Source organism: Lysinibacillus boronitolerans JCM 21713 = 10a = NBRC 103108 (assembly GCF_000772935.1).
Taxonomy (GTDB): Bacteria; Bacillota; Bacilli; order Bacillales_A; family Planococcaceae; genus Lysinibacillus; species Lysinibacillus boronitolerans.
This window is the reverse complement of sequence record NZ_JPVR01000081.1, coordinates 203766-217819: the sequence shown is the minus strand read 5'-3', so window position 1 is coordinate 217819 and position 14054 is coordinate 203766. Positions and strand designations below refer to the sequence as shown.

12 protein-coding genes and 1 pseudogene are annotated in these 14054 nt (G+C 40.1%); 12 read left to right on the top strand and 1 reads right to left on the bottom strand.

Going from position 1 to position 14054, the window contains the following annotated elements:
* Positions 1–205 precede the first annotated feature (205 nt).
* The 4 genes and pseudogenes from CD31_RS21635 to CD31_RS21620 all read left to right on the top strand — a co-directional run bounded on the left by CD31_RS21635 (position 206) and on the right by CD31_RS21620 (position 6021).
* Positions 206–1030, top strand: coding sequence for a copper amine oxidase N-terminal domain-containing protein (locus CD31_RS21635; protein ID WP_036081152.1), 825 nt, complete (start codon positions 206–208; stop codon positions 1028–1030).
* Between the two features lie 650 nt (positions 1031–1680).
* Complete coding sequence (locus tag CD31_RS21630) at positions 1681–2781, top strand: alpha/beta hydrolase (protein WP_052125421.1); 1101 nt, start codon at positions 1681–1683, stop codon at positions 2779–2781.
* A gap of 164 nt (positions 2782–2945) precedes the next feature.
* A complete protein-coding gene (locus tag CD31_RS21625) occupies positions 2946–5075 on the top strand; it encodes a type IA DNA topoisomerase (protein ID WP_036081149.1) in 2130 nt (709 codons plus the stop codon).
* Positions 5076–5179: 104 nt separating this feature from the next.
* A pseudogene (locus CD31_RS21620) lies at positions 5180–6021 on the top strand (nucleotidyltransferase).
* A gap of 81 nt (positions 6022–6102) precedes the next feature.
* On the opposite strand, the gene CD31_RS21615 reads toward CD31_RS21620, so the two are convergent.
* Positions 6103–6714 (bottom strand): TetR/AcrR family transcriptional regulator, encoded by a 612-nt coding sequence (locus tag CD31_RS21615; protein ID WP_036081146.1) that lies wholly within the window; start codon positions 6712–6714, stop codon positions 6103–6105.
* Positions 6715–6916: 202 nt separating this feature from the next.
* On the opposite strand from CD31_RS21615, the gene CD31_RS21610 reads away from it, so the two are divergent.
* The 8 genes from CD31_RS21610 to CD31_RS21575 all read left to right on the top strand — a co-directional run bounded on the left by CD31_RS21610 (position 6917) and on the right by CD31_RS21575 (position 14034).
* A complete protein-coding gene (locus CD31_RS21610) occupies positions 6917–7669 on the top strand; it encodes a glucose 1-dehydrogenase (RefSeq protein ID WP_036081142.1) in 753 nt (250 codons plus the stop codon).
* A 601-nt stretch (positions 7670–8270) separates the two neighbouring features.
* Positions 8271–9629 (top strand): aspartate kinase, encoded by a 1359-nt coding sequence (locus tag CD31_RS21605; RefSeq protein ID WP_036081139.1) that lies wholly within the window; start codon positions 8271–8273, stop codon positions 9627–9629.
* 104 nt (positions 9630–9733) lie between these two features.
* Entirely contained in the window at positions 9734–9919 is a 186-nt protein-coding gene (locus tag CD31_RS21600) for a hypothetical protein (protein ID WP_016994978.1), read from the top strand.
* Positions 9920–10123: 204 nt separating this feature from the next.
* Entirely contained in the window at positions 10124–10807 is a 684-nt protein-coding gene (locus tag CD31_RS21595) for an adenosylcobinamide amidohydrolase (protein WP_036081136.1), read from the top strand.
* Positions 10804–11760, top strand: a complete 957-nt coding sequence (cbiB, locus tag CD31_RS21590; RefSeq protein WP_036081133.1) for an adenosylcobinamide-phosphate synthase CbiB — start codon at positions 10804–10806, stop codon at positions 11758–11760. Before CD31_RS21595 ends, cbiB begins: the two co-directional genes overlap by 4 nt.
* A complete protein-coding gene (gene cobD / locus CD31_RS21585; protein WP_036081130.1) occupies positions 11747–12841 on the top strand; it encodes a threonine-phosphate decarboxylase CobD in 1095 nt (364 codons plus the stop codon). Before cbiB ends, cobD begins: the two co-directional genes overlap by 14 nt.
* Positions 12838–13446, top strand: a complete 609-nt coding sequence (locus tag CD31_RS21580; RefSeq protein ID WP_036081126.1) for a histidine phosphatase family protein — start codon at positions 12838–12840, stop codon at positions 13444–13446. The genes cobD and CD31_RS21580 overlap by 4 nt, the downstream gene beginning before the upstream one ends.
* A 12-nt stretch (positions 13447–13458) precedes the next feature.
* Complete coding sequence (locus tag CD31_RS21575; protein WP_036081122.1) at positions 13459–14034, top strand: bifunctional adenosylcobinamide kinase/adenosylcobinamide-phosphate guanylyltransferase; 576 nt, start codon at positions 13459–13461, stop codon at positions 14032–14034.
* Positions 14035–14054 lie beyond the last annotated feature (20 nt).

Here is a 14054-nt window from a genome sequence, read left to right as displayed (position 1 = left end):
AAAGGACATCAATTCTAGTTGATAATTTTCATCAGTATCTTTATCTAACAATCGGACGCGTTTATTTCGAAACGCGTCTTCTTTTAATGAGTCATGTAGATTGAATAAAGAGCAGAATAGTTTAACGATATAGGTGGATTTTTATGGTAAAATATTTAGTGGAATGTATTTTTGGGGAGAATAGTGAGAAAAGGAGTGTTCAAAGTTGAAAAAAGTGTTCTCAGGAATTTTTCTTGGGTTGATTCTAATCATGACTTCGTCACCGGCATATGCAGCCGATTTTCAAATAAAAGTTGACGGTGTTACAATTGCATCTGATGTAAATCCAGAAGTTAAAAGTAATCGGACAATGGTTCCTTTACGTGTAATTAGTGAAAATTTAGGGGTAAATGTTACATGGACGGATGCTCAAATCACACTTACTAAAAACGATATACAGGTAACACTAAAACTTAATAGTAATCAAGTGGTGAAAAACGGTAAAACAGAACTGCTTGATGTAGAGCCATACATGAAGAATAATCGTACTTTTGTTCCGATGCGTTTTCTTGCCGAAACATTTGGCAGCAATATCACTTACAAAAACGGTACAGTAACGGTTGAGACACAGCCTCTCTTTATTGATGGTATAAAAGTAAAAGCATTGCAATACGAATATCATATGACATTAGGCGGAGTCGTACAGCAAATCAATGGGAATGGTTATAACGAAGCTATTTATAATACTTTTATAAAAAATAATGGAAGTAAAATCGAAGCACCTACATATAATCCTTGGGATTCTCATCCCATTCCGGTAGGGAGCTATGATAAAAATGCGCAATTTGATTTTTTAGACCAAAACTCGAATAGTATCAAACGGTTCGATATTTATTTTTCAACAGGGGACTCGGGCGGGGTTTTGGTGCATGATACTACTGCAAATCATTGGTATGTCTACAGTGATACCGCAAGACTGGGAATACTTCAATTAATTGATACAGCCTCGTTGAACGGCTTTGTGACGGTTATGAGTAATACAGTCCCATAAGGTGGATAATAGTATGAATGGGGTTCTATATGGTTACTAATTCACCAATCCCAATTTTTATCGACACAAAGTAGGATAAAAATCAAAAACTGCATCCATTTAGATGCAGTTTTATTTTTTTCTAATCAGTGTTTCACCAAGTGGGATTCCAACTACAACAACCAAAACCGTTAAAATTAACAGCGCTCTAAAAATAAAATATGCAGCTTCATCAAACATCGTATCTCTCCTTCTTTTTTACAATACCTACCTTCTATTCCGTAAGAATTATTGTTGTGTTTTTATAGTTTACGTCATTACAAGGTACGTATGCAGTTTTTTTAAAATTTGTGGTCTTCAGGCATTTCTTTAGTAAGGAATGCGTCATGCTTCCTCTAATCCATTAGAAAATCATTGTATTGATGCTATACAAAATCTTCAATCGTTCATTACTAAAGAATGAGCTAAAGATTAATAATCCTTTACCCGAGATAATAAATAGTAAACGTGTGTCTGTTGAGAAGGGAAATAACGGTCCTTATCGAGCTTAGCTGAATATATCTTACACATTACCATCACAGAAATTATAAGTAAGTTAAGTGAGGACCCAGTTTTTTATATAGATTTCGATAGTCAACGATACATAAGTCAATTTAATGGAGGTTATGATAATGAGGATAGCGAAGAAAATAGCCAAGATAGTAGGAATCCTTCTAGCTATACTGACTTTGTTTATGGGGATTGGATACGCTATTCTTGTGATTAATCCGTTCGGGAATCAACCAGGCAAGCCAGTTGCGGATATTGAAAACAAGGTGGAGATTTGGGGAGAAGAAGTGGCAGGTAATCATTCGGGAAGTAAGCTAGACGATATGAATATTAAGTGCAATCCTAACAGACTTTTGGCGACATTCAAATTTTCCACTGGCATTGTGGGGGAAGACTATAAAGACAATGAAGCGGCCATTGATACCTTTACCTACATCCATGAGATTGAAGGGGGCTATGAAAAATCAACCTATGAAGAAGCGCCCTATCTGATTCCTTATACGGTAGCGAACAGTGACAGTGCCGTCATTATTATGCCAGGTGGTGGTTATGGCTTTAAGGAAATGGATGGAGGAACAGCGGAAGGAAAGGAAGTAGCTGCATCATTAAATAAAGCAGGTATAAATGCATTCGTTCTCCACTATCGTTCCAATCCCTATGAGTGGCCTATTCCACAGCTAGATGTTCAGCGTGCTGTCCGTTATCTACGTTATCATGCCAATGAATATGGTCTCCATCCAGATCGAATTGGTTTGATAGGTTTTAGTGCTGGAGGTTATCAGACGGGTAGCTTTATTAACCTTATTCAGGGTGAAAATCTGTTTCCTGCTCGTTATCAGCCTGATGCCATTGATGCAGTTGATGATCGAGTAGCATCCGCTGCTATGATTTACCCTGCATTGACGTATCGCTATAATGTGCCCATGCTCTTTGCTTCTTTTAATGATGAAGATGTTAGAAATCCAGAAAAGCGTGAAGAGCTCTTACAGCAGACAGATTTATCTACGCATTTCAGAACAGCTCATATACCTCAGTTTATAGCTTATGGGACAAAGGATTTAGCAATCGGGGTAAAAGGTCCACAGGAATATATTCAATCCGCACGAAACGCAGACGCGGATGTGACTGTGATTGTAGCAGAGGGCCAGAATCACGGCTTTAAGCAGGCATACTATATGCGAGCGTATCTTGAATGGGTAAAGAAAATTTTTGATTCTTTATAATTTGCTTTAAAAGAGCTCAAAGATTTTAGTAAGTGCTATTTTATATGGTTTAAAGTAAAATAGTAGTAAGGTATTTCACCATCAACTCAACTAATCTAATTAGTTGAGTTTTATGTTTTTATAGAAAAAGCTACTAAAATATTGTAAAGAAGATGTGATGATTAATGGGGAAAATTGCGATATTAGCAGAGAAACCATCTCAAGCAAGAGCATATGCAGACGCCTTTAAAGTGAAGCACAAAGAGAAAACCTTTATTGAACTGGAACCCTGTGCTACTTTTCCTCATGGGGCAGTTATTACCTGGGCGGTTGGTCATCTTGTTGAATTAAAGGAGCCGAAAGAATATCAAAAGGAATGGGAGAAATGGTCGCTTGCTTCATTACCGATCATTCCGCAAAAATTTGAAGATAAAGTGGTCTCTAAAATGTATCCACAATTCAATGCAGTCAAAAAAATCTTTAGTGATCCCCAAGTAACGATGATTTATAACTGCTGTGATAGTGAACGTGAGGGTTCAAATATCTTCTACTCCCTTTTGAAAATGACAAAAGTAAATAAGCCAGTGAAACGATTATGGATTAATTCATTAGAAGTGGAGGAAATCCGTAAAGGGTTTAATCATATGCAAGATAATGACCGGGACTTGCTTATGTATCAAGAAGCAAAAACGCGTCAAATTAGCGATTGGTTAGTAGGTATGAACTGTAGTCGCCTCTATACGCTACTGTTGCAGAAAAAAGGCTTCAAGGGCAGCATCTCCATCGGACGAGTGCAATCGCCAACCGTCTATTTAATTTATAAAAGACAGCAGGAAATTGAACAGTTTAAGCCTGAAAAATTTTATGAAATCGAAGGGGTTTTTAAAGCTCAACATGGTGTGTATAAAGGGAAGGCAAAGCTAAAGACAAAAGAGCGTGCAGAGGCAGTGCAGTTATTGCAACAGCATGGGATTGAACCGCATGATACAGGCCTCATTACAAGTGTTATGAACAAAACGAAGCGGATTGCACCACCTAAACTCCATGCGCTTTCCACATTACAAGCGGCTGCCAATAAACGTTGGAAATACAGTCCGTCCTATGTGTTGAAACTTACGCAATCACTTTATGAGAAAAAGCTCGTTTCTTATCCACGTACCGATTCACAGCTCATTACACATAATGAGTTTGCTTATTTAAATGAATCATTAGGAAACTATCAGCAGCTCGTGGGAAAAGCATTTCAGCCAATCAATCGAGGGAAGAACAAGCGCTATGTCGACAGTGCCAATGTTGGGGAGCACTATGCAATTATTCCAACGAAAAAAATACCGACGGCAAAAGCGTTGCAATCCATGAATACGGATGAACGAAATATTTATTTTGAAATCCTCAATACGACACTCGCTATGTTTCACCAGGATTATGAATACGATGAAAAAACGATTCTAACGAATGTCAAAAATGTAGAATTTAAAACAGTAGGGAAAACAGAGCTTGTCAAAGGCTGGAGGGAATTATTTTCAAATGAGACGGAGGTGCAGGCGCGTGAGGAGTCGTTACCTGTTGTCTTCCAGGATGAGGTGGTACAAAGTAAGATTGCTATACTAGAAGGCACGACAACACCTCCGAAGCCCTATACAGAAGGCCAACTCATTACGATGATGAAAACATGTGGTAAATCGGTTGAGGATGAAGAGGAAATCGAGGTGCTGAAATCGATTGAAGGGATTGGAACGGAGGCAACTCGGAGTGGCATTATCGAGACGATTAAGAAGCATGGATTTATTGACGTACGAAAAAATATCGTGAGCATTACATCGAAAGGCCGGCTTTTATGTCAGGCAATTGAAGGGACATTACTGTCAAGTCCATCCATGACGGCTAAATGGGAAATATACTTACATAAAATTGGTCAGGGAGAAGGCTCTGCTAAGCATTTTATTGAAAGCATAGGCAAGTTTATTCATCAATTAATAGCAGAGGTACCTAAACAGTTAGAGGCACTGACAATTGAAGCGGAGCAGTTTAAACCAGCCGTGGTAAAAGATATTGCCATGTGCCCAGCATGTAAGGAAGGGAAAATAGGCTTTCGTAAAAGCTTTTACGGATGTTCGAATTATAAAAATGGTTGTAAGCAAACGTTCCCACAAAGGCTATTAGGAAAAAAACTAACGGAAAAAAACATCCATGATTTATGTAAGAGTGGGAAAACAGCTATGATGAAAGGCTTTAAATCAAAGAATGGCAAACAATTTAATGCAGCCCTTCGTTTGGTAGAAGGAAAAATTGAATTTGAATTTAAAGAAAAGTAAATGATAGTTTCAAAGGACTTCCAACATGAAAGTAGGATAGTGTGTTTGTATAGGACATGCTATCCTATTTTTAAGCAAATCAGTCACCTAAAAGGAGCGATGTAATGACCACGATAAAAGCAATTGGAAGCTTATGTGTGACGGATAGTGATGGATACATAATTAATCATGCAGATTGGAATAAAATCAACCCTATTTTTCTTCCTGTCATCAACGATGTGATTCATACGTATCGCACCCTTCTCCAAGATGACTTACATAGCATATATAAGGGGATCGATTCCAAAGGGTATAGGGATTGAAGGAGTAGCTGACTTAGACACAATAGCGGTTACGAAGCAAAATCCTAAAAAACAGCAGGTAAAGCGGATAAAGGAAGTAGAACAAGCATTAACTCAAAACCATCATTGTGTAGATGGGATTGAGCTAAGTGTATACGGCAAAGAAGATATTTTAAATACGACATCTTTTTCAATCATTAGTTTCATCCTCCAAACCTAGTATATGTGTTTTTGGAGAGGATTTAATACCTCGATTACCAAGATATAAAGCGGACGAGGCTTTAGCGAATGACCACCTTATTCATTTGCAGGGGCAAATAAAAAATGCCTGTGATGACCTTCAAGATAATTCGGATAGAGAGGATATTAAAGATTGTTGTAAGTGGATTATGAAAATTATAGTAAGAGCAGGGCTTGCACTTGTCATAACAAAGGAAAACACCTATACAAGAGATTTATACCCCGCCTATAAACGGTTCTCAGAATATTTCCCTGACAAGGAAAGCGACATGAGAAGGGCACTTGAATATGCAATCACACCCATAATCGATACGAACGTTTTGTTATTGTTTTTAAATGAATTTGGAACGTGGATGGTCAGTGAAGCGGATAAATGGTTACAATTCTATAACCCTACTAGAGAATTAAACATGAAAATCGTATAACTTTCGAGACAAATAGAGAAAGGTAATCACATATGCGTTGTGATTACCTTTTGTTGTTAATTGAAATTTGGTGCTCTGCTTTTATCTTTCAAAAGGGTTGTCAATATAAGGGCCTTTAATGGTAATACGCATTAACTGGGTCGCCATAAATTTTGGGGTATAAGGCATATCATTTTCTAACCACCAGACAATTACTTCAAGAAAGGCAGCCGCATAAAAACGGACGGCCATTTCGCGGGGCACGGTCAGTTTTTGGTCGTCAGGTTCCATTACTTGAATGCCGCTTGAGACAAAATTGATAATAATGTCTTTAAGGCCATCGGAGAAATAAGGGATATTTTTTTCCGTGAGATAGACCTTGTATAGCTTACTATTCAGCGCTATTTGTTCAAATAAATGCATAAATGTCTCATGAGGCTGTTCATAATTTGGTAATAAATCAAAATCCTTCTTCTCTTCAGAGGGTGGATGGATACTACTTACAAGCTCATGCAAGGCTTCTTCAGAGCTTTGATAGAGAAGGTCTAATTTATCACGGTAATGTAAATAAAAAGTGGCACGATTTAATGTAGCCCTTTGTGTAATATCCTGTACCGTAATCTTTTCATAGCCTTGTTCATCAATTAAGGCCACTAATGCATCTCTTAATAATTGGCGCGTTCTGATGACGCGAGGGTCCATTTTTTTCGACATTTTGAAGCTCCTTGTATTAAATTTTCTATTTAAACAACAGTCCGATTGCAAGTGTTGTGAAAGCGTCATTACGGGCTTCGGTGTTGTTTGCCCTTTTTCAATTGCGCGTTATAATTATATTAACGACACGGTGTCGATAATACAACTAGTTGTTAACGTGTTCACGAATTGTTCATTTATATAGAAGAAAGGGAGTTTTATGATGGGTCGTTTAAATGGGAAAGTAGCAATTATTACAGGAGCAGCAATGGGAATGGGCGCTTCTGAGGCAAAACTATTTGCACAAGAAGGCGCAAAGGTCATTGCAACAGATGTACAAATCGAGCCCTTGAATAATTTAGTAAAAGAAATTAAAGAAAATGGTGGAGACATTATTGGTCTTCAACATAATGTTACTTCGGAGGATGAGTGGAAAGCGGTGATTGCCGAGGCTGTAAAGGCATATGGCAAAGTGGATATCCTCGTCAACAATGCAGGCGTTTCATCACCAAAAACAATTGCCAACATGGAAATGGCTGAATGGAATAAAATAATGGATATTAACCTGAATGGCTGTATCATTGGCATGAAATATGTGATTCCTGAAATGCAAAAAGCTGGCGGTGGGTCCATTATCAATATTTCTTCGATCGGTGGGATCGTGGGAATGGCGGGTACAAGCCCATATACAGCAGCAAAAGGCGCGCTTCGTGTGCTTTCTAAATCGGCTGCGATTGAATATGGTAAAGATAAAATTCGTGTGAATTCTGTTCACCCAGGCATTATCGTGACACCAATGACAGCACCTACGATGGAAGAGGGCGGTGCATTGCCATACTATCAAGCGTACACACAATTACCATACTTCGGTGAGCCTGAAGATGTAGCTTTTGGCGTAGTGTTCCTAGCATCAGACGAATCCCGCTTCATGACAGGAGCAGAGCTCGTAATCGATGGCGGCTGGACAGCCATTTAATCATATAGTAACAACAAAACTAGGCTTCACTTGACGTGAGCCTAGTTTTTTTATGGATGAGGGTGAATACCCGCGAATCGAGTGAAGATACACGCGGTAGAGAAGTGAATACCCGCGAATCGAGTGAAGATACACGCGGTAGAGAAGTGAATACCCGCGAATTGAAGGGAAATACCCGCGAATTGAAGGGAAATACCCGCGATTGACCAATAAATCCTCGATAACGAGCGATAAACCACATAAATAAAAGAAAAATCCTTGCTGAAGGAATTAGCGGTACATACAAAATAGCACAGACATAGTGGATATTTGTGCATATCATAAATGGAGTAAGCGTTTTCTTTATTATATAGAAGAAAGTCAAAACGGAAAATTTCACGATTATGTGAATGTCACGAAAAAAAATTCACAAAAACCTTAACTATTTCATGTGAAATCCGTATAATAAATCAAACAGTACGAAAATTGTCCATATTTCTCGAAAAATTGCGTGAATTTTTTAAATTGTATTGACGTAGGAAACGATAATTTGTACACTGTGTACAGTCAATTGTTTTGTGGAGGAATACAATTAATTTGATAAAGTTAGGATTTGATAGATATGATCGTGTGTAAATTTGGTGGAACATCTGTAGCAAGTGCAGAACAAATACAAAAAGTAGCAAACATTGTAAAATCTAATCCGGCGCGTAAGATTGTTGCCGTTTCAGCACCAGGGAAACGCTCTGGTGACGATATAAAAGTAACAGACCTATTAATACAATTAGCAAATGCAGCGGTACAACAAGAGAATACAGAGGAAAGATTGCAGACTGTTGTGGATCGTTTTAGAGCGATTGCGGACGGTTTGGGGCTAGATAATGCCATTTGTGACGTAATCGCAGAAGATTTACGTGAACGTGTACAAGGTGACAAAACAAATGTGGAATTATTCATCGATAGTATTAAAGCAGCAGGTGAAGATAATAACGCTAAGCTTATTGCAGCTTACTTTAATGCCATTGGTATGCCCGCACGCTATGTCAGTCCTAAAGAAGGTTTAGTGGTCAATGATTTACCAGAAAGAACCTTTGCATTACCTGAAGCGTATGCTAATTTAGCCCCTTTAAAAGACACAAAAGAAATTATTGTGTTCCCAGGGTTCTTCGGTTACACTAAAGCGGGCGTATTGCGGACATTTGACCGCGGTGGCTCTGATATTACAGGCTCCATTTTAGCAGCAGCCGTTGAAGCGGAGCTTTATGAAAACTTTACGGATGTGGATTGTGTGTTCTCCGCGAATCCGAAGGTTGTCAATGATCCAGTGGAAATTAAAGAAATTACGTATCGCGAAATGCGCGAATTATCATATGCAGGCTTTTCAGTGTTCCATGATGAAGCGTTAATGCCTGTCTACAAGATTGGGGTGCCCGTTAACATAAAAAATACTAATAATCCATCAGCCCCAGGTACACGTATTGTACCAAGCCGTCCTGCAACAGGTCGTCCAGTTACAGGTATTTCGGCAGACAGTGGCTTTTCAACTTTATATGTCTCTAAATATTTGATGAATCGTGAGGTAGGCTTTGGACGTAAGCTACTCCAAATTTTAGAAGATGAAAATATTTCTTATGAACACACACCATCTGGTTTAGACGATATTTCTGTCATCATGCGTTCGAATCAACTAACACCAGAAAATGAAGCACGCATTATTAGCCGTGTGAAAGAAGAGTTACATGCAGAGTATGTAGAAATGCGTCACGGTTTTTCCATGATCGTGATTGTGGGCGAGGGGATGCGTCATAATACAGGTTTAGCTGCCCGTGCTGCCACAGCGATTTCAAAAACTGGCGCAAATATTGAAATGATCAATCAAGGTTCTTCTGAAGTGAGCCTCGTGTTTGGGGTCCTTCAGGAATATGAAAACCGCATTTTACAAGCGTTATATGAAGAGTTTTTTGCCCATGCAAAAGCATAATGACACAATCTACACTAATCCAAGTGTTTCTTGCTTGGATTAGTGTTTTCTTTTTGCTGAGAATACGGTAAAATCGAGGGCGTACATAGTTGGGAGGGTTATTCGTGAAGAATTTAACAATTGGTATGCTTTTTTCAATCATCGGAATACTTTTTGTCTGTTTAACGATTATGGATATTTTACCGTCATCGACAAAAACAATGAAAATTGTTTACATAGGCATCGGGTGGGTCTTTATTATCATCGGCTCTGTCATCCGCTTTAAGAATCTCAAACAAAAGCAGCAATAACACTTTGAAAATGGAATTGTGACAATAGCCAAAGTTATGATACAATTTCAAAGAAAATAAATAATTTGAGTATTATGAAGTTGTTATTCTGTACAAATGTTCAGAAGGTTCAAATTTTAATAAAGAATCGACCGTACAAATTCTTCTTTGTAAGAATTTGTTTTTTTATGTTCCGCAACAACTTTAACGCGAGGAGGCGATTGATTGCCTATACTTACTAAGGATTGCATTCATATTTTTGACGATTATGTTGCCCTTCAAACGGCTTCACCCATGAAGGTTGTATCCTCAGCCATGCATAATCCAGGCTTTGGTCTTTATACGCATTTGATGAATCGAACGGTGCCTATTACCTATGATGAACGACAGCCACATCAGGAATTACAGCGATTTTTGCAGGCACAGCACTTTCCACATGATAAAACAGTGGCCATGATGACGGCTGTTCAAGCAAAGTTTGCGACCATTCGTGACTTTACATATGAAGGAACCCAGCTTGTCATTATGATTACCGCAGGACTTGGCAATGCAGTGGATATTACCCGTGCTTTTCATCGCGAGGAGCAGTATCATGCAGGCACGATAAATACTTGGGTGCTGATTAATGGCAAGCTGTCTGATGAAGCACTTTTTCAGGCAATGATTTCAACTACGGAAGCCAAGGTCAAGGCTTTAGTAGATGAAGGTATTACAGATCCAACGACAGGCACACAAGCTACAGGTACATCTACTGATAGCTTACTTATTGCCTCGACAGAAGAAGGGGACTTTCATCAATATGCAGGTCCCATCACCATGCTGGGCAAGGTCATTGGCTATGGTGTTTATGAAACGATGTGTGAGGCGGTTAGGAAATACAAAAAAGATAAAGAGGCGAGGTCTAAATGATTGCTATCGTGATTGCCTGTATCATAGGGCTTATTTTTGATTTAGTAGTAGGGGACCCTCCGAAGCTTCCGCATCCTGTACGCTGGATTGGACACTTGATTCAATCGCAAACAGCCTTATGGAATAAGGGGAAATGGCGCAAGCTACGTGGCACGGTGATGGCACTTGCTGTTGTTGGCACGACTATGTTTGTGGTGACGCTGATTCTATTACTAAGCTATCAGGTGAGTATCATTTTTGGCATCCTTGTAGAGGGTCTGCTGATTGGTATCGGGCTGGCACAGCGTAGCTTGAAGGAGGCGGCGATGGCTGTCTATGAGCCCCTTGTTAAAGGAGATTTTGCCGAAGCGCGTGTTAAGCTGTCATGGATTGTTGGACGTGATACCGACAAACTAGGTGAGGATGAAATCGTGCGTGGTGTGGTAGAAACGGTTTCAGAGAATACAAGTGATGGTGTGACAGCTCCGCTTTTTTATGCCTTTTTATTTGGGGCAATTGGATTATGGGGCTATAAGGCTGTCAATACATTGGATTCAATGGTTGGCTATAAAAATGAAAAATATAAAGACTTTGGTATGTTTTCTGCCAAGCTTGATGATGTATTGAATTTTATTCCAAGTCGCATTACTGGCCTTCTGATCGTGCTTGGTACGAAAAATGAAACAGATCGTTCGCTTGGCAAGCGCTTAAAGCGTTGGATACAGGACGCTAAGAAGCATCCTAGTCCAAACAGTGGCTATTTAGAGGCAGCAACTGCAGTGCAGCTTGGTGTACAGCTAGGGGGAAAAAATACGTATCAGGGCGTTGTCTCTCATCGAGCAATTATGGGGGAAAAAATAGTGCCATTAACGAAAGAGCATATTGCAACGTCCATTATTCATATGCGTATTGCCACAGTGCTGTTTGCGCTTGTTATGCTAGCAGTGGAGGTGTTAATTTATGCGGTTACCTAATCACGGAGCAAATCCGCAAAATGTTTATCAGCAATTGGGCTTAACGATGCCTGAGGTGGTGTATGATTTCAGCGAAAATGTCAATGCGGCAGGACCACCAGCCTTTGTGGAGGCACGTTGGCGTACTTTTTATCCACTAATTCAGCGCTATCCAGATCCAGATGGGGAGCCTTTTTTAACGAAGGTCGCTGCTTTTCATCAAGTAGCGAAGAATTCGATTTTACTAGGCAATGGGGCTTCAGAGCTTTTTAGTGTACTAGCAAGACGCTATGCCGATAAGCGTGTCATCATTGTGCATCCGACTTTTTCAGAGTATGAGCGAACATTGCGTGCAGCAGGTGCTACGATTGTTCCTATTGTCGTAACGGATTTTATCGATTACACATTGCCATTAGAGCAGCTACAGCAGGAAATGACGACGGCAGATGCTGTTTATCTTTGTACACCTAATAATCCGACTGGCGTACTGCCAAATAAGGAAGATTTACTCGCCTTAATGGCACACGGAGCAGCCGTTAACTGTGAGCTTGTTATCGATGAGGCATTTATGGATTGGGTAGATGAGGCGCATTCGCTGATTCAGTTTAGTGCACAAAACCCACATGTTATTGTCGTTCGTTCGATGACTAAAATGTATGCGATCCCAGGTTTACGACTTGGTTATTTGGTTGCACATGCTACTATTGTGAGCGCCTTAAAGGATATGCTGCCGCATTGGAATTTAAATGCCTTTGCACTTGTAATTGGGGCAAGCTGTTTAGACGAGCAGCACTATTGTCAGCAGGCAATTTCCTATGCCACAGTGCAAAGGGAATGGCTGCATCGTTACTTACAGGATAATGGCTGCCAAGTAACGAATAGTGTGACGAATTATGTGTGCTTCTCTTTGCCTAAAACACAGCAAGCGGACGCCTTTTTCACCTATTGTCTTGCACAGGGGGTTGTGCTGCGTCACACAAAAAACTTTCAAGGTTTGCAGGGTGAGTGGTTCCGTATTGGCATAAAAGACATTGCGGCCATGACATCTTTACATAATTGTCTACAAGCGTGGTTTAACGTAAATAAGGGGAGAGAAAAGTGACAACTTTTTATCTAGTAAGACATGGGGAAACTCAATGGAATCAGGAGCATCGACTACAGGGGTGGCTGGACTCTCCATTAACGGAAAACGGTAGAGCAGCGGCTGAAAAACTTCACAAGCAACTGCAAGACATTCCTTTTACCGCTGCTTATTGTAGTTCAAGTGGTCGTGCAAGAGAGACGATGGCTATTTTGATGGCCAATCGCAAGCTGCCTATTGCCTATACTGATGATTTACGGGAGATCTATTTAGGGAAATGGCAGGGGCAGACAATCGACGAGATACTGGTGACACATAAGCTTGATTATGAGCTATATACGAACTACCCTGCGCAGTTTGTGGCGAGTCATACAGAAAGCTTTGGAGCCGTGACAGAAAGAGCGATGTTTACATTAAAAAAAATAGCAGCTCAACATCAGAATGAAACGATCCTCATCGTCTCCCACGCTGTAACGATTAAATGCATTATCAATGCTATTTTACAGCGCAGCATTAGTGAGCTGTGGGCAGCCCCATACATTCATGGGACAAGTGTGACAGTGATTGAACGGCAAGGTCAACAATGGCTTGTGAAGGATATTGGTAATCTACATCATTTACAATAGGAGGTGTCCGACATGCCGCTTATTTTTATTACAGGTGGTGTACGTAGTGGTAAATCCCATTTTGCAGAGCAAGCAGCGCTTCAGCATTATGAGGCGCAGTCAAGTACAGCGAAACGCTTGCTCTATTTGGCATCTGGTATTGCCTTAGATCATGAAATGGAAAAAAGAATCTTACGGCATCAGGCAGATCGCCAGGCACAGCCTATTCAATGGCTGACGGTGGAGGCTCCCTATGCAATTTCTGAGGTATTTGAGACACTTCGGGATGGAGATGTGGTGCTGTGGGATTGCGTGACAACTTGGCTGACGAATGCTTTTTACGAAGGCTATGACAAGGGGACACCCTGTTTACAACAGCCTGGTTGTTTAGCTAACAAGCTACAGGTCGTCAAGCAGGCTATCCAGTTACTGTTGAAGAAGAATGTGACTTTTTTTGTTGTATCCAATGAACTGTTTGATGAACCTCCTTATGCTAGTGATGAAGTAGAATTATACCGACGAACGCTCGGACAATTCCATCAATGGTTCGTTTCTATGGCACAGGAGGCCTATGAAATGAGCTATGGCATTGTAAAGAGATGGAAATAATCAAGAAGGAAGGCAAGAGG